The organism is Lysinibacillus sphaericus, assembly GCF_002982115.1.
Classification (GTDB): domain Bacteria; phylum Bacillota; class Bacilli; order Bacillales_A; family Planococcaceae; genus Lysinibacillus; species Lysinibacillus sphaericus.
This window is the reverse complement of sequence record NZ_CP019980.1, coordinates 4,315,711-4,335,276: the sequence shown is the minus strand read 5'-3', so window position 1 is coordinate 4,335,276 and position 19,566 is coordinate 4,315,711. Positions and strand designations below refer to the sequence as shown.

At 36.8% G+C, this 19,566-nt stretch carries 26 protein-coding genes, 1 other RNA gene and 1 pseudogene; 21 read left to right on the top strand and 7 right to left on the bottom strand.

Annotated elements, in window-relative coordinates; translation table 11 throughout:
• Position 1 precedes the first annotated feature (1 nt).
• The 17 genes and pseudogenes from LS41612_RS21145 to LS41612_RS21060 all read left to right on the top strand — a co-directional run bounded on the left by LS41612_RS21145 (position 2) and on the right by LS41612_RS21060 (position 10,604).
• Positions 2-436 carry a phage tail tube protein gene (locus tag LS41612_RS21145; RefSeq protein WP_024364816.1) on the top strand — a complete coding sequence of 145 codons (435 nt, stop codon included), beginning with the start codon at positions 2-4 and terminating at the stop codon, positions 434-436.
• A 28-nt stretch (positions 437-464) separates the two neighbouring features.
• A complete protein-coding gene (locus tag LS41612_RS21140; RefSeq protein WP_024364817.1) occupies positions 465-860 on the top strand; it encodes a phage tail assembly chaperone in 396 nt (131 codons plus the stop codon).
• Positions 861-1,417: 557 nt separating this feature from the next.
• Positions 1,418-2,045, top strand: a pseudogene (locus tag LS41612_RS23975) (phage tail tape measure protein); the annotation flags it as partial.
• 1,161 nt (positions 2,046-3,206) lie between these two features.
• Positions 3,207-3,629: a hypothetical protein gene (locus tag LS41612_RS21125; RefSeq protein ID WP_024364930.1), complete on the top strand. Its 423-nt coding sequence runs from the start codon at positions 3,207-3,209 to the stop codon at positions 3,627-3,629.
• Positions 3,626-4,606 (top strand): XkdQ/YqbQ family protein, encoded by a 981-nt coding sequence (locus LS41612_RS21120; RefSeq protein ID WP_137034886.1) that lies wholly within the window; start codon positions 3,626-3,628, stop codon positions 4,604-4,606. Before LS41612_RS21125 ends, LS41612_RS21120 begins: the two co-directional genes overlap by 4 nt.
• Entirely contained in the window at positions 4,607-4,966 is a 360-nt protein-coding gene (locus LS41612_RS21115; protein WP_024364928.1) for a DUF2577 domain-containing protein, read from the top strand.
• Entirely contained in the window at positions 4,966-5,412 is a 447-nt protein-coding gene (locus LS41612_RS21110) for a DUF2634 domain-containing protein (RefSeq protein ID WP_051147789.1), read from the top strand. The genes LS41612_RS21115 and LS41612_RS21110 overlap by 1 nt, the downstream gene beginning before the upstream one ends.
• Positions 5,413-6,453, top strand: coding sequence for a baseplate J/gp47 family protein (locus LS41612_RS21105; RefSeq protein WP_024364931.1), 1,041 nt, complete (start codon positions 5,413-5,415; stop codon positions 6,451-6,453).
• Positions 6,450-6,797, top strand: coding sequence for a phage tail fiber protein (locus LS41612_RS21100; RefSeq protein ID WP_024364932.1), 348 nt, complete (start codon positions 6,450-6,452; stop codon positions 6,795-6,797). The genes LS41612_RS21105 and LS41612_RS21100 overlap by 4 nt, the downstream gene beginning before the upstream one ends.
• 10 nt (positions 6,798-6,807) lie before the next feature.
• Complete coding sequence (locus tag LS41612_RS21095; protein ID WP_024364933.1) at positions 6,808-7,626, top strand: putative phage tail protein; 819 nt, start codon at positions 6,808-6,810, stop codon at positions 7,624-7,626.
• Positions 7,626-7,958, top strand: a complete 333-nt coding sequence (locus LS41612_RS21090) for a hypothetical protein (RefSeq protein WP_024364934.1) — start codon at positions 7,626-7,628, stop codon at positions 7,956-7,958. Before LS41612_RS21095 ends, LS41612_RS21090 begins: the two co-directional genes overlap by 1 nt.
• Positions 7,958-8,788: a glycine-rich domain-containing protein gene (locus LS41612_RS21085; RefSeq protein ID WP_024364674.1), complete on the top strand. Its 831-nt coding sequence runs from the start codon at positions 7,958-7,960 to the stop codon at positions 8,786-8,788. The genes LS41612_RS21090 and LS41612_RS21085 overlap by 1 nt, the downstream gene beginning before the upstream one ends.
• 12 nt (positions 8,789-8,800) lie before the next feature.
• Positions 8,801-9,076: a hypothetical protein gene (locus LS41612_RS21080; RefSeq protein ID WP_024364673.1), complete on the top strand. Its 276-nt coding sequence runs from the start codon at positions 8,801-8,803 to the stop codon at positions 9,074-9,076.
• A gap of 12 nt (positions 9,077-9,088) precedes the next feature.
• Positions 9,089-9,271, top strand: coding sequence for a hypothetical protein (locus LS41612_RS21075; protein ID WP_024364672.1), 183 nt, complete (start codon positions 9,089-9,091; stop codon positions 9,269-9,271).
• 70 nt (positions 9,272-9,341) lie between these two features.
• On the top strand, positions 9,342-9,611 hold the full coding sequence (locus LS41612_RS21070) for a hypothetical protein (protein WP_024364671.1): 270 nt from the start codon (positions 9,342-9,344) through the stop codon (positions 9,609-9,611).
• A complete protein-coding gene (locus LS41612_RS21065; protein ID WP_024364670.1) occupies positions 9,601-9,861 on the top strand; it encodes a phage holin in 261 nt (86 codons plus the stop codon). Before LS41612_RS21070 ends, LS41612_RS21065 begins: the two co-directional genes overlap by 11 nt.
• Positions 9,861-10,604, top strand: a complete 744-nt coding sequence (locus tag LS41612_RS21060) for an N-acetylmuramoyl-L-alanine amidase (RefSeq protein WP_024364669.1) — start codon at positions 9,861-9,863, stop codon at positions 10,602-10,604. The genes LS41612_RS21065 and LS41612_RS21060 overlap by 1 nt, the downstream gene beginning before the upstream one ends.
• A 43-nt stretch (positions 10,605-10,647) precedes the next feature.
• On the opposite strand, the gene LS41612_RS21055 is transcribed toward LS41612_RS21060, so the two are convergent.
• From LS41612_RS21055 to LS41612_RS21045, 3 genes are all read right to left on the bottom strand, one after another.
• Positions 10,648-11,202, bottom strand: a complete 555-nt coding sequence (locus LS41612_RS21055) for a hypothetical protein (protein WP_024364668.1) — start codon at positions 11,200-11,202, stop codon at positions 10,648-10,650.
• A gap of 156 nt (positions 11,203-11,358) precedes the next feature.
• Positions 11,359-11,880 carry an SHOCT domain-containing protein gene (locus tag LS41612_RS23240; RefSeq protein ID WP_024364667.1) on the bottom strand — a complete coding sequence of 174 codons (522 nt, stop codon included), beginning with the start codon at positions 11,878-11,880 and terminating at the stop codon, positions 11,359-11,361.
• Between the two features lie 97 nt (positions 11,881-11,977).
• A complete protein-coding gene (locus tag LS41612_RS21045; protein ID WP_024364666.1) occupies positions 11,978-12,187 on the bottom strand; it encodes a helix-turn-helix domain-containing protein in 210 nt (69 codons plus the stop codon).
• Between the two features lie 176 nt (positions 12,188-12,363).
• Between LS41612_RS21045 and LS41612_RS21040 the strand changes: the two genes are divergently transcribed.
• Entirely contained in the window at positions 12,364-13,251 is an 888-nt protein-coding gene (locus LS41612_RS21040) for a helix-turn-helix domain-containing protein (protein WP_024364665.1), read from the top strand.
• Positions 13,252-13,386: 135 nt separating this feature from the next.
• Entirely contained in the window at positions 13,387-13,554 is a 168-nt protein-coding gene (locus LS41612_RS23235) for a hypothetical protein (RefSeq protein WP_158694867.1), read from the top strand.
• Between the two features lie 133 nt (positions 13,555-13,687).
• Here the strand turns inward: LS41612_RS23235 and ssrS are convergent.
• Positions 13,688-13,880, bottom strand: a non-coding RNA gene (gene ssrS / locus LS41612_RS21035) — 6S RNA.
• Between the two features lie 243 nt (positions 13,881-14,123).
• Here ssrS and LS41612_RS21030 point away from each other — a divergent pair.
• Positions 14,124-14,462 (top strand): zinc ribbon domain-containing protein YjdM, encoded by a 339-nt coding sequence (locus LS41612_RS21030; protein WP_024364664.1) that lies wholly within the window; start codon positions 14,124-14,126, stop codon positions 14,460-14,462.
• Positions 14,463-14,514: 52 nt separating this feature from the next.
• Here LS41612_RS21030 and LS41612_RS21025 read toward each other — a convergent pair whose 3' ends face one another.
• The gene (locus LS41612_RS21025) at positions 14,515-15,021 is read right to left on the bottom strand and encodes a zf-HC2 domain-containing protein (RefSeq protein ID WP_024364663.1); all 507 of its coding nucleotides are present in this window, start codon (positions 15,019-15,021) and stop codon (positions 14,515-14,517) included.
• 95 nt (positions 15,022-15,116) lie between these two features.
• Positions 15,117-15,758 carry a YfbR-like 5'-deoxynucleotidase gene (locus LS41612_RS21020; RefSeq protein WP_029747446.1) on the bottom strand — a complete coding sequence of 214 codons (642 nt, stop codon included), beginning with the start codon at positions 15,756-15,758 and terminating at the stop codon, positions 15,117-15,119.
• 172 nt (positions 15,759-15,930) lie between these two features.
• Here LS41612_RS21020 and LS41612_RS21015 point away from each other — a divergent pair, with 172 nt between their 5' ends.
• On the top strand, positions 15,931-16,371 hold the full coding sequence (locus LS41612_RS21015; RefSeq protein WP_024364661.1) for a DUF2269 family protein: 441 nt from the start codon (positions 15,931-15,933) through the stop codon (positions 16,369-16,371).
• Positions 16,372-16,478: 107 nt separating this feature from the next.
• Here LS41612_RS21015 and LS41612_RS21010 read toward each other — a convergent pair whose 3' ends face one another.
• A complete protein-coding gene (locus tag LS41612_RS21010) occupies positions 16,479-19,502 on the bottom strand; it encodes a hybrid sensor histidine kinase/response regulator (RefSeq protein ID WP_024364660.1) in 3,024 nt (1,007 codons plus the stop codon).
• Between the last annotated feature and the right edge of the window lie 64 nt (positions 19,503-19,566).

Here is a 19,566-nt window from a genome sequence, read left to right as displayed (position 1 = left end):
CATGGGTAAATTAAAACCTAATAAATTAATTAACGGTACATTCGGCAGTGTTTGGGTTAACAATGAGAAATGGCTTGATGTAGAAGAATTCGAGGCTAAAGTAACCATTGATTATGAAGATGTAAATATGGCCGAGGATTTAGCAACTCATAAAAAGATGACAGGTTGGTCAGGTGAAGGAACATTAAAAGTGAAGAAAGTATATTCGCGAGGTGCAAATCTATTAGCCAAAGCAGTTAAAGAAGGTGTTGTACCTGACGTGAATTTGGTGGGTAAACTAGCGGACCCCGATGCTTTCGGTTCAGAACGTATTGCCATTAACGAAGTAACATTTAATGAATTTATGTTAATGCAGTTTGCACAAAAGACAATTGGCACAGAGGAATTACCATTTAACTTTGCAGACTATGATCCTATCGATTTAATTAGTGCTTAAATAAATAACCACACTGGAGGAATTTGAAATGACAAAAAAAGAATTCAAACGTTTATCAGTTGTAGATTTAATGAAAGAGAAAGAAAAATATCAAGTGAAGGATGATGTCACAGAGGAAGTAGTTGTTGAGCGCTTAGGTGTTGTAGTAGTCTTGCGTAAACCTGAAAAGTCTTTATGTGTAGATACAATGAAAATGGCACGAGATGAAAACAATGACACGGATGCTGATGAATACATTGTTTACAACACAATGATTGAGCCAAATTTAAAAGATCCTGAATTATTAGCAGCATATGGTTGTAAAACAATCCCTACTGAAATCGTATCAAAAATCTTTGATCCAGGGGAAATTGCCCAATTATCAGAGGTGGCGTTTGAATTAGCAGGATATAAAAAAGGCGGAGTTAAAGCTATAAAAAACTAATTGATAGTGATGATGATTTTTATTTTCTTCATCACTATAATCAAAAAGGCTTTAAGCTTGAATATTTATTAAATCTTGATTACGATACCAAGCTATTTATGACAGCAAGTTTGGACAAGGAGTTAGAAGAAAGAAACAAACATATACAAGCTGGAGCGATGAAGACAGTCTCGTTCTAGCTTTTTTCTTTTGCTAAAGGCGGTGAGAATATGGGCAGAAGGGTTATTTCAGCAATCTTATCATTACAAGACCGTGATTTTTCTAGTAATTTAAGGCGTGCTAGTGAGAGAGCTGATGACTTTGGGCGAGGTGTCACAAGAGTCGGCAATCAAATCCAACGCTTTGGACAAGGAGCAACTAGAGTTTTTAAAGGAGTCGCAATGGGAGCTGGTGCCATAGGTGCAGCAGGAGTTGCGGCATTAGGAGCAGGCGTTGGAAAATCTATCTTGGATATGAACAGCGCGTTAAACACGTTACAAGCCCAAACTGGTGCAACTGCTTCTGAAATGGAACAGTACGGAAGTGCTGCAAAAGAAGTATTTAGTAAAGGGTACTGTGAAAACATCGATGAAGTTACAGGTGCATTAGCGCGTGTAAAACAAAACATGAAGAATATCGATAATGGAGAATTAAGTAAAGTTACTTCTAATGCGATGTTTTTAGCTAAAACGTTTGATGGTGACGTGAACGAAGTCACACGTGGCACGAATAACATGATGGAGGCTTTCGGTATATCTGCAGATAAAGCATTTGATTTATTTACTGCAGGTGGTCAACGAGGGTTAAATTTTTCAAACGAAATGTTTGATAATGTCGCAGAGTATTCGTCCTTATTTGGCACAATGGGGTATAGCGCAGAAGAATATTTCGGCATCTTAGAAAGAGGCGCAAAAGCAGGCGTTTACAACTTAGATTACGTCAATGATGTTATGAAAGAGTTCCAAATCCGGGTTAAAGACGGCTCAAAAGGCACAAGCGATGCTATGGGCGATTTATCACAAGGAACGCAGAAAGTATGGAAAGATTTTTTAGATGGTAAAGGAACCGTATCCGATGTAGCAAGTAAAGTAGTTGGCGAATTAAAAGGAATGGATGACCAAGTAGCAGCCAATCAAATAGGTGTAGGTTTATTCGGTACTAAGTGGGAAGACCTCGAAGCAGGGGCCATGTACGCAATGCTAGGCTCAAAAGAAGCTATGAAGGATTTTGAGGGATCAACGGATTCAGCATCTGCCAAAGTGGAAGGGAGTCTTAAAAATAGGTTAATTTCATCATGGCGAGAGCTACAGGTCGGAATAGCCGATGTTGTAAACGGTGCAGGCGCACAAGAATTTTTACAAGGAGTTGCTCAAAAAGCTGATGAATTAGTACCGAAAATTCAAGGTATTGTGGAAAAGGCTTTTGAATTTGGTAATACAGTGAGAGAGAACTGGGGACCAATTAAGGAAACACTCATTGGAGTGAGCACAGCAGCTGGTGTACTAGCAGTTGGAATAGGCACTTTAAAAGTGATTACTACTGTTACCACGATGGTGCAAGGCTTTAAAACAGCAATGGGACTTGCAACCGCAGGACAATGGGCAATGAACACGGCCATGCTTGCTAGTCCACTTACTTGGGTAGTAATCGGAATTGCAGCAGTAATTGCTATAGGTGTTTTACTATATCGAAATTGGGACGTTGTAAAACAAAAAGCAAGTGAATTGTGGCAAAAATTACTCGATAATCCAATGCTAGCACTTGTAGCTGGTCCAATCGGAGCACTCATTGCTGCAGGAATCACGCTATATCAAAATTGGGACAAGGTTCGCGCTGGTTGGGATACAACGTGGAACACTATTAAAAGCGCGGCTGGAAGTGGTGTTAATTTTGTTATCGATAAGCTCAATGGGCTTATTAAGGTAATTAATAAAATCCCTGGTGTAAACATCCCCATTGTCCCTAAAGTCAGTTGGGGAGATGTAAAAACGGGTGTGGACAATATTAATAAAACCTCAGCAGGTGGTAAAGTACCGCAGTATGATGTTGGTTCTAACCGCATTGAGGAGGATCACCTAGCACAAATCCATAAAGGCGAAATGATTATTCCAGCTCGACAAGCTGAACGTGTACGTGCTGCAGGTGGGAATATTGATAACATAGATAAAATGGTTCAACCGTCACCTGTTGCTGTAGCAACGCCTACAACTACAGGAAGTACCCCTCAGCCCGCAACTGCAAATAACAGCAATGTACAGGTTATTATTCAAAACTTAAATGCTAAAGGTGTTACACCTATGGAAGTCGCGAATGAACTTGTGCCATTACTAAAATTAAGATTGGCCAATTTATAAGGAGGTTGAATAGATGGACATTTTTCTAAGCACAATGGATCGCAAGCAGATTATTCAACTTCCTATAGTGCCAGCTAGTTTTAAAATACCTAGCCCTGTGAATAATGAAGTTTTCACTACGATTAATCAAGGTGACATTAAATTACTTGGTCGTAGAGGCTTGAAATCTCTTACGATTGATTCTTTTTTTCCCTCAAAGGTGTATCCATTTTCACGAAACAATAAATATTTTGGGTGGGAGTATTACGAGATCATTGAGGGATGGATAGACAAACGAATGCCAATTCGACTGATTATGTCCAATACTCCTATTAATATGCTAGTGACGATTGAAAACTTTGAACCAGGGCTACAAGACGGTTCAGGTGATGTTTATTATTCATTGGCTCTATCAGAATTTAAAGAGATTATTTTAGAAACAAAGAAGGTGAAATGATGGCTCATGAACTATGGCTAATTAAAGGTGATACCATGACAAATATTACACCTTTGCTTGGCACATTAACCTGGCGTAGCAACATGGAGGAATTAGGGGACGAAATTAATTTTAGTATCGCTTTTACTGATACAAATTACTTCCCTGTGAATCCATGTGATATTGGTGATATGGTGGCTCTATACAACAATGGTAAGGAAATAACGCGAGCTATTATTGTGGACGAGTTGAAAAATGGAAGATCACCAATTGCATACGCTGCCTTTGATTATGCCTTTTACTTAAATAAATCTACAGCTGTATATCAGTTTAATAAATTGTCTGCAGACGCTTGTATCAAGAAAATAGCTAAAGATTTTAATATCCAAATAGGTAACATCGTATCTATTCCCAAAGCCATTACGGAAATATTCAATGATAAAAAAGTAAGCGAAATTATCAAAGACATTCTAACGACTGCAGAACAATCATTAGGCGTAAAATATCTCATGGAAATGCGCCAGGGCAAACTATACATCGAAAAACAAAGTGATGTAGTAGTAACCGGTACATTTCAATTATTCGAAGGTGGTCCACAGTACGATATTCATTCAGCACTTATGAATCCTTCTAAAAGACGTAGCATTACAGAAATGGCTAATACAATCCAGGTTGTAGGAAATAATGACAAAGTAGTTTTAACCAAGTCTGATAATAAAATGGCTGAGAAGTATGGCCGTATTACTAAAGTGATAAAGCTAGATCAAAATGAAAAGAAAAGCGCTAAACAGGTGGCTGAAAATGAATTAAAGCAGTTATCAAAAGTGTCAGAAGAAAATAGCGTTGATTTGATGGGCCATGATGATTTTAGAGCAGGCCGTCTATTCGCACTAGAAGAACCAACTACAGGCATTAAGGGTACTTTCTTGATTAAAGATGTATTGCATACGATTAGCAAAGGCATACACACAATGAAACCTACGTTAGAGGTGAAGTAAATGGATCCTATTACAACTTTAGCAAGGATGTTAAAAGAAAATGAAAATCCTAAGCAAGTGTCAATGTCTACAGGCATTGTTATTTCGCCACCTCCTAGTGCTCAAATACGGTTAAATGAAACCGTCATTCTTAGTAATAGTCAATTAGTTTTTGCTGCTCATGTCCTTGAAGATTATGAACGTGAAATTGAGCTAGAGGGTGATATTCGATTTACAGATAGTCAACTTCAATCATTTGAAGCGAAAGAAGTGAAATCTAAAACAAAAGACACGCTAAAAGAAGGTGACGAGGTAATATTGTTACCAACTGCAGATGAACAGCTTTATTTTGTTGTAGGTAGGGCGGTGAGGTTCGAATAATGTTACCTAAGATTGCTCAACTAGAATTTAATACGCAAGAAATTGAAACGGACTTACCTCCACTTGGTAAGTCTTTTTTGTATGACTTTGATAAAGGTGATTTTGTCTTTAAAAATGGAAAAATGATTGAGATTCATGGCTTGGAAACCTTAAAACAATGGATTTTAAAAGTGTTAAAGACTGAGCGCTTTCGCTTTAGGATTTATAAAGATATTCCTTATGGCGTGACATTAGAGGATTTAATAGGTTCTAGCCTACCACGTGCCTTTATTGAAGCAGAAATTAAACGCGAGGTTACAGCTTCATTGTTAGAACATACACACATTCAAGAGATTCAGGAATGGCAGTTTAGCCATGATGGAAAATGGATGCGGATAAAATTTAGAGTCGTCACGGTAGAAGGTGCATTCGAAATTGACGAGCCAATAAAGAAGGTGGCAGCGTAGATGGAAGATGAAAAAATCATTCATGATCGAATGATGACCAATATTAGCAATGATTACGATAAGTCTAAAGGTAACTTTGTTTATGATGTGACAAAGCCTGTGGCCGTAGAATTTGCTGGACAACAAAAGAAAATTGCTGCAGTACAAGAAAAACTGGATGTTGAAAAATTAACCGGTGACGAGCTTACTCGATTTGTTTATCAACGCACAGGAATTAGCCGTAAACCTGCTACCCAAGCAACAACAACCGTCATTGTTTCGGGTACAGCTGGCACACTTGCAAAAGTTGGCGAGCTAGTTGGTACAGACACAATTTTATACACAGTCCTTGAAGAAGCTGTTCTAAATGAAAGTGGGTTTGCTCATGTTCGAGTGCAATGTAATGAGTTTGGCCAAATAGGAAACGTGCCTGCGAACACCATTATAAATTTCCCTGCATCTATCAATGGCTTGGTGAATGTGTACAATCCTGATGCTGTTGTTGATGGTTACGATGAGGAAACAGATCATGATTTACGCCAGCGTTATTATGATAAGCTACAGCGTCCGGGTAAAGCAGGAAACAAATATCAATATCGTGAATGGGCATTAGAAGTAACAGGTGTTGGGGATGCAAAAGTATTTCCTCGCTATAATGGTCCGTTAACAATGAAAGTGGTCGTGATCGATGCGAACAAATTACCTGCAACAAGTGAATTAATTGAAGATGTAAAAATGCATATTGAAATAGAAATGCCGTTTGGCGTTGAGGATTTGCTTGTTATATCTGCAGAAGCGTTATTACTTAATCTGTCAGTAGCCTTAACTTTGATGCCAGGCTACACAGAGGAAGTAGTCAAAACAAATATTAAAAAGAACATTACAACGCATTTGAAAGAGATAGCTTTTAAAGCATCATTTGTAAGTTATGCAAAGATTGGGGCGCTCATTATTGATAGTGATGGCGTTTTAGATTATCAAAATCTATTAATCAATGGATCAACTGCTAATGTGGTTATTCCTGATGATGGGGTGCCAGTAATGGGAGGTATTAATGAATGAATCACATGACAGTGTATTTAAAAAATAAAGTTCTAACGGACAATTTACGAACAACGCCAGTCTTTGTTGCCTTGTTCAATGGAGACATTGAAGTAACTACAGCAAGCTACTCACGACAACCAGGCGTATTTGCATCACCTGCAGATGGCCAAACATCGAACAGCGCTGATATTTTGTTTCCTATTGCTACAGAGTCATGGGGAGATATTACGCATATTGGGATTCTTGATGCTAAGACAGGTGGTAATTTGCTGTTTAAATCGCAAGCAGAGTTTACAAAAAACATCGATATATCTAGCCAATACAAGATTCCTAAAAACTATTTAATTGTCCGATTGAGGTAGGTGATAAACCATGCATGCAATACCACAATCTGAATGGAGCCAAGTGTCAGTGTTTACCTGGGGCGATCTAACACCGCACCAATGGGAGTGCTTTAGACTTGCCTTGATGATTACTGAAACAGAGTTACAAACGCAAGGTGTTTCAATCGCTTCAACCGGTGCAACAAATGAGGTCATCACAGAACAGGTTACGCAAGGTGTTAAGGTGGTTCAATCACCTATTATCATGCAGACAAGAGCTGAAATGATTACAAGTATTGTTGTTTCCACAAAAGATTATCTATCGGATATGATGAAGTATTTGCCTTTGTATGAGCGTAAATCCGTTACCTTTAGAACGATACTTACAGCCGATGACAGGGAGCTTCGGAATACAGAACAACAGATTGAAATCGTGAACCGTAACATTTTTATCGATACGGCCATTGAAGCCTTGCCTATTTATGAACGTGATCTTGGCATTAAACCAAATAACACACTACGCTATGACCAACGTAGGGAACAGATTTCTTCAAGAAATCGCGCAAGCTTTGACCAAACGACTAAAGAGACAATTAAAGCCGTAGCTTCTGCTTATAGTAATGGTGAAGTAGACATTAACCCAACAAATACACCTGGTGTATATGAAATCAAATTTGTTGGCACAAAGGGCATTCCTGATAACTTGGATGGCCTTATAAAAGCTATTGAAATCATTGTGCCAGCGCATTTAGAGTTTGGCTATGCCTATACCTTCAACGTTTGGGAATTTGTCAGCAATAGAACGTGGGGAAGTGTAACAAACATGACCTGGGATGAAATTAAGATATATGAAAATGAGGTGAGCTAATGGAACATACACCAAATTTGGGTTTAAAGAAGCCCGGATCAACTGACAACGTATTAATCACGGACATTAATGAAAATATGGATGTCTTGGATGCTGCAGTTAGTGAATTGCAAAAGGGTAGTGCGTCAATTCCTGACCTAGAAACAGCAGATAAAACATTGGCAGGGGCCATTAATGAGGTCAAGCAAGAATCAAGCACAGTGAAACAAGAACTTGGTACACATTTAGAAGAAATAATGCCTCATAAATTTTTTGATAATGGTAAGTGGTATAGGTGGGGATTCCGAACCGTAGATGGAGAGCCAGAATTTATTTATGAGGAGGTCTTGTAATGAATGTATTGAAAGTAGCCACAAAAACATTACAGTTAGCCATTCAAACGGCTATTGATGGTGTCCGTGGTGTAGTGGATGGCATTAAAACGACTACAGACTCAACAAAAACAGGCGTTGATAATCTAAATACTAAACAAGATTCACTCTTGCTTAAAATTCAAAATGGGGCACTAAAACAAAACGTTGAGGTTTTTGATAAACCTGGTACTTATACGTGGAAATGTCCAGATGGTGTAACTGCTGTTGTCTTAACGATGTTTGGAGGGGGCGGAAGTGGCGCTGTCCGTACGGTTACAGAATATGCAATATTTGGAGGTGGTGGCGGAGGTGGTGCTTACGTCGATAAAAAACCTATTAAAGTAATACCAGGAACTACTTATAGCTTAATTGTAGGTGCTGGTGGCGCTGGCGTGTCTAGTTCCGATGGTAACGGTAGTTACATTTATGGTAGAACTGGAGGAGCGACGTCTGCTTTCGGTATTACTTGTAACGGTGGTGGCGGAGGGTCTGGGACAGGCAACCCTTTCATAACCAGAGCCAGAGGGAATAGTCCGTTATGCAATAAGGGTGCTTCAAGTTCTGCCGGATTCTCTGTATCAAGTGAATTTGCTGCCACTGATGTTATATTAGCTGGCACTCGTTTTGGATTACCGGGAACGGTTGGAGATAGAGAATACGGTGGTGGAGCTGGTTTTGGAGATGGTGGAGATGCTAATGGAAGCACACCTATTGCTAACGGAGCTGGAAGTGGTGGAGCTAACGGAATACCTAGTGTTAATAGGGCTTCTCTAAAAGGCGGAGACGGCATTATCATCATCGAATATTAAGGGAGTGATAATATGAAGAAATTTGTTCAAATTGTAGACAATACAGCATATTGGATTTTTGATGCAGAAGAACTGCCGCCATATCCTAACGTAGAAGATTTTCTAGAAATTACAGGACGTAATGATATTCAAGAAGGTTGGGATTACAATCGAGAAACAGGTGAGTTTACTGCCCCTGTTATTCCAGAGGCAACACCAATCGAACCTCAACCAACATTAGAAGAAATGCAGGCAAAAACGCTATTAAATACAGAAGTATTATTGGCAATGAAAAATATCGGAGTATAAGGAGGAATAGGGATGAATATTGTTTATCGTGCTGCAGAGTTGTTAATCACTAGTCCAGGTTGTGACTTTAAAACAATGGCCACAAATTTAAGTTTACTTATGTTAACTGGTCAAGTTAGCCAAGACGATTATACAAAATTATGTGCAATCATAAATGAAAAACAAAGTAAAGTAAATGACGAAACGCAAGCGTAAGCTTAGCGTTATTTTTATGCCTTCCACTTTGTGGAGGGCTTTTATTATTCACGAAACGAAGGTGAGGACATTGGTCGAAACAATCAATAATTGGTTGCCGATTGTATCAGCATTAATTGCAGGACTTTTATTTATTTGGCGTATTACCAACAATCTAAATAAAACGTTACTTAGTTTAACTAATGGCATAGATAGATTAAACCAACATTTGAACGAAGTTGACGAAACTACAAAGGATTCAGCGCAACGCATTAATAATCATGAAGTACGAATTGTCGTTCTTGAAAAAGTAGCAGGTATACAGGGGAATACAAAGGAGCGTGTTAAATATGAAAATTAACTGGAAAGTACGTCTGCAACATAAACAATTCTGGGTATCATTAATTGCATTACTACTTGTGCTTGCGAATCAGATCGCAGGCATTTTTTATTTTGATATTACAATTTACAACGATCAAATTACAGCCGTTTCAGAGACAGTATTAAGCATTTTAGGATTGCTTGGTATTATCATCGACCCTACAACAAAAGGCGTTTCAGATAGCCAACTAGCAATGGATTATGACAAACCTAAGGACGGTGGACAATAATGGTTGTAACTCGTAAAAAATTAGTACCTGACGTACAAGCGAACAAGGTTACTTATGGAAAAGGAAACGCTAAAAAGTTTATCGTTGTTCATGAAACAGATAATACACGTTCCGGAGCAGATGCAGACGCGCACGCACGTTTACAATACAATGGTAATAGTCGTTCAGCTTCCTGGCATTATACTGTGGACGACAAAGAAGCTGTACAATCTTTTGAACATGCTTGGAGATGTTGGGCAGCAGGAAGCACGACAGGTAATAATCAAGGTATACAAGTAGAGGTTTGCGTAAATGGTGATGGTAACTATCCAAAGGCAATGCAAAATGCTGCAGAGTTAGTTGCCAAAATCATGAAGGATGAAAACATTCCAATTAGTAATGTTGTTCAGCACAATTATTTTAGCGGCAAAAATTGCCCTCGAAATGTACGTGAAGGTAAAATTACATGGTCACAATTTATTACAATGGTTAAAAATGCAAGTGGTAATGTACAGCAACAAAAACCAGTTAGCGATAATAATAAATACCGTGTACTTACTGGCACATACGCCACACGACAAGCTGCCGAAAATGTCTTAGATGTATTAAAACATCGTTTCGGCTGGGTTGCGTATAGTGAGCAAGATGGTGTTAAATGGCGTGTTAAAACAGGTACATTTACTGGAATGGCTGCAGCACAAGCGGGAGCTAGTAAAATTAAAACAGCTAAGTTAGCCCAGGTAACAAATATTGTAGCTGAATGATTTAAAGCCCAGGTACTCAATTAATTTTGAGCCTGGGCTTTTTTTATTTCCAATTTTTCTTAAATATTTCGGTAACCATTTCTATATCACATCTAACCATTGCTTTAGGTATATCGGGTAAGGGTAAATTTCCCCCACGTTCTAAAATTTGAGCGGTTGTATATATACTTCTACGTTGAACTCTTGCTAATGCATCAAAAGCAATATTATAATCGTCCTTATTTAACTCATAGTTATGGAGTCTTGCATGACTCGAAGTATATTTTTTATAAGCGTATTTAGAATCAGTGTATAAGTTTATATCTGATATTGGAAATTTACGGATAACAGTAATACTTGAATAACTTGAATAAATTGAATAAATTTTATTTAGCATACATGTTAAGGAATAAACATCACCAGGTAATATACTCATGAAATCTCTTTTAAATTCGTGTGTAAATTCATACAAGTATTTAAACCTAAAACGTTTTCGAAGTAAAACTTCATTTTTTTCACTGTCCATAATTATATAATTAAATCCAATATGTACTTTTTCACTTTGACCATTTATTTTTTTATCAATATGGCAATTTTTCATATAAATATTTATGCTCAATTGTTTTCACCCATTCATTTACAATTTATAATAAAAGTATTATAATATTTGTTGGTAATCGAATCAATTTCGATTGCAACAACCTGGCTCTTATTTAAGAGAATTTGGGGACCAGAAAGCTGCCACGTAAGCATAATGCTTTAGAGGGCAGTTTTTTCATATCCCTAATAATTGCTTTTTCTTCGCGTCAAATTCATCTTGTGTCAATATTCCATCATCCAATAAATCCTTCAATTCACGAATTTCATCAGCAACATCAAACATATCCTTTTTCTCTTTAGCTGCAGGAGCAGATGATGTTTTGGCCATTGTTTTTAAGTTCTCAATACCTGCTTTAATTTCAAGTGCAATATGCGCTGGCACATCGTCAATGATTGCTTTGTTTCCAGTAGATACGATCTCAATTTTTGAGTAAACAAGCTTATTAGAAATGTTGATGCTACTAATAGATGATAAAGGAATGCTTCTTTCATCATTTGAAACAATACCTTTGATTTCATGTAAGATAATACGTTTATCCGTTACATAAAGCTGTTTTGTACCTTTTACGGATGCACATACAGCAAGTAGTGTTTCACCTTGATCTGTGAGCTTATCATCAAATAGTTGAATCTGTTTAGCCATTGCTTTCTTCTTACCAAAGCCTGCAAATTTTATTGTTTCTGCTATTGTATCCATGTAATCGCTCCTTACAGATAATTGTAATTTCATTCTATAGAAAATCTTACCAATAGTACATATAAAAAAGACAGACAACCAATTAGTTATCTGTTACTTAAAATTTGCGTCCATCCTCTAAAACAAAATGAGCCTCATATTTTGCATCTAATGCGTTTGCGATTTCCTCTAATTCATTTTCACTAAAATTATCTCTCTTTAACTTATTAGAAATATTGGATTGGGAAGTACCAAGCTTTTCAGCCAACATAGAAGCTGTTACATCTCTTTCAACCATTAATAACTTAATTTTCTTTGCCATGCTCATGTTTGTACACCGCCTAAATAATTATTGTTAACACTATTATAGCTTATAAATACACTGAAATAAAATAAAACTTCACTATTTAGTGTAATTTCTATTTACACATTTACTTATTTGAGATATATTATTATCAATGAGTGTAATTTTTACACTTTTAAGTGAAGGTGGGGTGAAAAACGATGGCGTTTGAATACTTAGCACAATATACAACATTCGAATCAGTAACAGATATGGATAAAAGTGTGGAAGACCACATGGCGGTTCATTATTACGATTTAACAGAATCAGAGCGTGCCATCGTTTATAAACTTGCTTCTCACAGCTTAGAACATACTGGAGCATGTCATTTAAAAGCTTCTACAATTGCTGATGCATTGGAGATCAGCACGAAGACAGTTTATCGTAGCGTAAAAAAGTTAGAGTCATTAGGCATCATTGAAAAAGTACCAGGAACGAAATTAAACGGCATCAAAGGGGCAAGTATTTATCGTATTTTACCTTATGTCCCATCGAGCGTGTCCCAACGAATGACAGACGATGAAGCTAGTAATGACGTGGTTTGTCGTCCACAATCTGAAAACCAACCATCTAGTTATTTTTATCTTTTAAGTTCTAAACAAGCAAATAATATTATGAGTCTTGGTAATGAATTAGCTTTGCAAGCTGAAAAGAAAAAAGAGTATATGAACGAGTATCAAGTAATGCTATTCGATTTCATGAATAGTTTGCCGTTAGCTGATAACTTGAAAGATGAATTACACAAGGTTGTATTGGCTGCACAGGTTCAAAGTGCACCTGACTTCATTAAAGCTAAAAACGTTCTATTCAAAATTGCTATGGATATTAAAGAAGGTACGTTAACTGTAGCAAGTACATTAAGAGCTGTATTTGTAGGAGCGTATAACAAAGCTGTGGAGCGTTCTAATATGAAGCTATGTAAATCATCTTCTATAGAAGAAACTCCATATAAAGAACGTCCAGTGCCTTTTTACAATTGGTTAAATGATCGTGATAACAGTACACAAATATGTAGTAAACCCAATTTAGAAAATTGGTTAGAATGGTGATCGCTATGAACTATAGGGGAAAGAAAAAGGGGTTTAGTCATTTTCGAGTTCATAGCGATTCCCCCTTACAGACTTCATCATTTACTTAACTGGAATGATTTAAACAAAAAATTACTTATAGTGAGGTGAACGATTATGACTCATTTCGAATATATGGAACAACAGGGGCAAATGACTATATTTGATTTAATGGACCAATATGAAGAAATGCATTTTAAAAAGCTTTCCACAAATGTTAATAAGCCTGTTGATAAAAAGAAGTATATAGAATCTCGTGTAAGGGTGTATATTGTGCGTCGTTAAATATTATCTATTATAATTATTTATCAAAAAGTTTTGCATCAATTTTGCATCAACGTTGTTTTTTACATAAAAAACTCACCCTCCAATAAAGAAGGGTGAGTCGCTTTGAAGCCTTGAGGCTCTAATGGTAAAGTTAAAAGCCGCGTATGCCGTAGTTATTATAGAAAGTTTTAAACCACCACTCCTCAAAGTGGGTGTTCGCAGAAGTTTTCCTGCTTATCCTCATGCACCTTGGTGTGAGGCCCGTCATTCCAACTCCAATAATAAAACTCCCTTTTACAGCTTAAAGGTTAAAACTTAATATTATACGAACAATGCAGCCTTTAAGGATATAATAAGGCATGCAAAACAAAGTTGCAAGTAAGATGGTTTATGAAAAAAAGTCAATGGGCACATGTTGTAAAATAAAAAGTTATGGCCGAAAAATAGTTGGATAATAAGGGATTGTTTCATATATTTTTCACAAATGCGAACGAAAAATACGAACAACCTTTGCGAAATCAGACTAAGTGTGTGAAGATAGGAGCGTAATCATTTATCTATCGAAAAAATAGAGGGAGGAAGCAGAGATGGCAGCATATCCAAATTGTCCAAAATGTAATTCTGAATACACATATGAGGATGGCACAAATTTTGTTTGTCCAGAATGTGCACATGAATGGAGCACTAATACAACAGAGCAGGAGTCAGATACACTCATTGTAAAAGACGCAAATGGCAACTTGTTAGCAGATGGTGATGCGGTAACAGTTATTAAAGATTTAAAAGTAAAAGGAAGTTCTTCAACATTAAAAATTGGAACAAAGGTGAAAAGTATCCGTCTTGTTGAAGGGGATCACAATATTGATTGTAAAATTGATGGCTTCGGTGCAATGAAGCTAAAATCAGAGTTCGTGAAAAAAGCTTAAAAATTAGAATGATAAATGAGCATCTTTCGTGAGGAGAGATGCTTTTATCATTTCAAAACCTACGTAAAACAATGGCAAAAGCGGCACCGAGTAGGGCAAATATAGTATGTAAAAGAGCTATATAGCTTGCACCAACTATAAGTGAACCAATATCGATAAAAGAGAAGTTCTTCATATAGAGTGGATTGCTAAAATTATTAATAATGGCCCAGACGAACACAGGTATAGAGCTTATGGCAAAGACAATCCAAATGTTTTTATAAAATAAATAAGTTAGGCAACCAAAAAGACCGTATAGTATGACGAAGCTTTTATGATTGCCAAGTAAAGATGAATTAAGGGCAAACATAAAAGATAGCACGATAAAAACAAGATGAAAAAAGGTTAATGTGCTTTTCATCGATAAGTTTTGATTAGTGGATAATTGTGTAGCGGCCAACTGCTGACATGATTTACATGTAGCTAAATGCTGTTCAATAAATTCGGTCGTATCGGCTTGGAGGCCATGTGCTTTATATAAAGGTAGTAAATCTTCTACAATTGAACATTCATGTGACAATATTTTCCCTCCTATCACTCCTATTATACGACTTTTTTTAGGAAATAAAAAAAGCCTTCCGTCGATCAATTCATCGGAAAACTTGTACATGCACGTTATTTGTTTGTGTCTAATACTTCATTTGTGAGCGCTTGTATATCAATATGTGTTTTTTCTTTTACAGCATCTTTTAATATTTCAGTTCTGAAATAGCGGACTGTTGCTGGAAGAGGAATCAATAACAGCTTCGATAGTGCCGTTTGATACATGTGGACAAATTCCATGTCGGTATTGCCGCGTTTTAATTCTGCAAAGGCTTCGTAAAATTGATCTAATTTGTCTGCGAATTCAAGTAAACGACCTTCTAGTGTTTCGTCTTTTCCTTCTTTCATGCGTTCAAAAAAGATGTCTTGGAACTCTTTAGGGATTTCGTTCATAATGAATTTTTCCATCATTTTTTCTTCCACATGTGCAAGCATTTGTTTTAGCTCTGGGCTAGCATGCTTTACGGGTGTTTTAATATCTCCGATAAATACTTCCGCGAAATCATGATTGATGGTTTTTTCATATAACGATTTCCAATTCACTGTAGCTCCATTCATTTCTTCTAGTGTTGCAAAGAACATGGCATACTGTGAGACTTTCCAAGAATGTGCTGCTACATTATGTTCTTCAAATTTGAAGCGGCCAGGGCAACGAATAATACGTTCTAAATCATTAAGACTTGTAAAAAATTGATGAATTCCTATAAGAATCACTCCTTTTTGTTTCTATAAGTGCATGTTACTATAATCAATACCCTCTTTGTTCAAATTTCAAACAATTTAACAATGATTCATGTTGCATTTACAAAGGATTCACAATTATTGTGAGAGAACACAATGGGGAATGCTATAATGAGTAAGACTTGTTAAAGGGAGAGTATGCAATATGCTATCGATTTATACACTTCTTCTATATATACATATTTTAAGTGCAGTCCTTTCGATTGGGCCATTGTTTGTTGTTTTAGTAATTGTTAAGAAAATGCGTACAGCTGCACATGTTGAAATGCCACCATATATCCAAGTATTTCAAGGTGCAATTACAATCGTTAAACACGCGGGGCATGTGCTAGTCGCCTCGGGTATTTTATTAATGTGGCGTGGAGGATATCCATGGACAACATCGTGGGTAATCCTAACATTTCTTGTGATGGGTGGTTCGATTGTCTTTTTGGCTAGAGCCTTTAAACCAACTATTCGCACATTCGATACGCCCGCCTATCATCAGCAAAAATTTGCTTCATTGTTACAGCGTAAAGCATGGATGTATATTGTATTATTGCTGATTATGTTATGGCTGATGGTAGCAAAACCAGTGCTTTGGTAATAAATTGTTTGAGTGACTGGCACTGCCGCAACCCTCGCTGATGCGAGGGTTTTTGCGTCTTGTGCCTTGAGCGGTTGCAAGAATTGTTTGAGTGACTGGCACGACTATTATTTGGGGATGTGGAAGGTGATGGTTGTGCCTTTGTTTGGAGTGCTTTTGATTTGTAACCTTTGACCATAAATCCTTTTAAGACGTAGGTCCGTATTGCGTAATCCAATGCCTCTACTTGTTGTATTCGTATCGGATAGTAATTGTGCTAATGTCGTGGCGTCCATACCAATACCGTTGTCAATTACACTGACGGTCACATAATCGGCAAGCTCTTTAATTCGAATACAAACAGTGCCGCCACCTTTTTGTTTTAATACACCATGTCGTAATGCATTTTCTACAAGCGTTTGCAAAGAAATTGGGGGAATCTCAACATCAATTTGTTCATCAATATCCCAATCAATTTGTAATAATTCCCCAAAACGTTGCTGTTCGATATAAAGATATGAACGGACGAGTTCGAGTTCATGACGCAGAGGTACAACTCGTTGCAGGTTCTTTACATCGAAGCTTGCGTGGAGATATTTTCCGAATTGATGCATTAAGTCAATCATTCGATCTGGATCAATTGTACTCAGTGAAGCAATTGTATTAAGTGTATTATATAAAAAATGAGGCTGTATTTGTGCTTGAAGCCAAGCAGTTTCCAAATGTAGCTGCTGATTGATGCTATATTTTAAATCAATTAACGCACGACAGCGTACTTTTAATTCCAAAGAATTAATGGGTTTCGTTACATAATCATTGGCCCCATGTGCAAACCCAGTATACACATCTTCAGGATTATTTCGAGCAGTTAACAATAAAATTGGTAGCTCTAGCAAGGTATAATGCTGTCGAATGTTTTCAATTAAGGCATATCCAGAAATATAAGGGAGCATTGCATCAATAATGACTAAATCCCATCTTTGTAAACGCAATAAATCCAGTGCCTTTTCACTACTTGTAATGGTTGTAATATTATATTCTGTAGCAGAGAATAGACTTCGCATCATTGTTAAGTTTACAGGGTCATCATCGACCATTAAAATTTTAAACTGTTTTTCAGTAGCGGAAGCTTTTAACTGCGTGTTATTCTCCTGTAAATGAATATCCTCTGTTCGCTCATCATCCAATTGTTCTATCTCTTCCATGACATCTACAATAGGTATAGTAAAAAGCAAATCTGCTCCTTTATTAAGTAATGAACCTCCGTGTAATTCAATTAGTTGCTTAGAAATCAAAAAACTAAGATGAATTTCTTCATTATCTGAAAGTCCTTTGTCAGAAGAAAAGAGATGTTCGTGAAGATTAATATCAGGATTGTTCGTTCCAGACTCTGTCAGTTTGATATAAATTACAGCCATCTTTCTTTCTATTGTTGCGCTAATTTCGATTGAACTAGCGTTCGTATTTTTAATAGAGCTGTGTAGCAGATTAAACAGAATTTGAATAAGCCGTTTTTCATCGGCTAGCACAAGAGGGAAGTCTCTTGCAATAGAAGATGTCATTTGAATTTGTTTTCCCACAGCAATAAAACGTAGCATATCAAATACGCCAGACACCACGCCTTGAATGCGGACATTCTTTTTATGAAGGTGTAAATTATTATCTTTTAATCGTGTATAATCCACGATGTCATTGAGCGTAAAGGACATACTGCGTCCTATATCAATTAAATATTTTAAATTCTGCTTGTCTTCCATAACAAAACAATTGTTTGGATTATCATAAATTGTTTGTCCTAAAGTAATCATTTTATTCATAGGGTCCCAAAGCTTTTGTGCATTGCTTAATAAAAACTCATCTTTCATTTCCCCATCTTTTTGTAATTTGGCAACAAGCAGATTAATCTGTTGTTGATTTTCATAAAAGCGTTTAAACCAATAACCTGCAAAGCCCAGTGCAATCATTAAATAGTCAAATGGATAAAACGGGATGTCTAATACAAAAGACATTTTTATAAGGCCCCATATAATTCCGTTTGTTGTGCCAATAGCTGTAAATGCAATAAAAGCTGAACTTTCTTGATTTCCTATATACTCTTTTAAGGCCAGTACAACAACATATAAAAATGACACGACATAAAGCATAAAGAAGGCTAAGTTAGCTGTGTGTAGCCATTGAATAGGTAAGAGTATAATAAGTAGCGCGCCTAAGGCATACAATGTTGTAAACCATCGGAAATATTTTGCTTGTTGATAGCGCACTAATAAGACACGAATAAACTGTACAAAGAAATAGGAAGCACCAAGATAAATAAGATTGGATAGCTTTAACGACCATACATAATCCAAATGTAACCAATCAAGTATTGAACGATCATAAGTAATAAGTTCGTCAGCTAAAGGTAAAAGAAAGCCGACAGTGAACAGCAACACTTTTTTATTGCGGTAAATAAAGAGAAAGACAAGAATGCTAAATAACGCAAATAAAATAAGCAACATCGAAATAGCTACAAGTGATAATTGTGTAATGAACTGATGGTGCATCATGGCTGACGCAGAGCTAAATGAAAGACGTTTATCTATAACCATATTGGAGGGAGTATCAAAATTGGATACATGTAAAATGACGTCGATTTCAGACTGCTCTGCAGTGAAATATATGGTGTAAGGTGCGGCCTGTCCTTTATGGGTGCTAGGATTTGATGACACTACTCCAGACTGCCCCGCAAGTTTCCCGTTAATATATAGCGCTGATGCAGTAGAAATGGCAGGAACTCGGATAGCATAACGGTGATTTGAATGGGCATTAGCACTTAATAAGATTTTTACACGATATGTACCAAAATGTTGTTTTGTCGCTGAACCCCTTTGCATAGGAATTTTACGGACAGTTTGTTCGATGGAACTGCTTGTCTCATTGCTGTTAGGTGTTTTTAACAACACTTCAGGATAATAGAGCCATTCACCATTGATTTGATAGATCTCATCTTCTGTTAAAGTTTGCTGGCGCATATCTAAAACACCTGCTTGTGCAAGTGGTTGATTATTAGAAGGTGTAAAATATGCTAGCCAGAGTAGACGGAAAATCGTTAAGACGATAAAAATGATTAAAATAACTAGCAAATGTCTTACGATAGGTTTTCTCAACGCCAATATAAAGCCTCCTGTAAGTTAAAATATTAGATTGTATTGTTTTACCATGCCATGAAATAAAGAA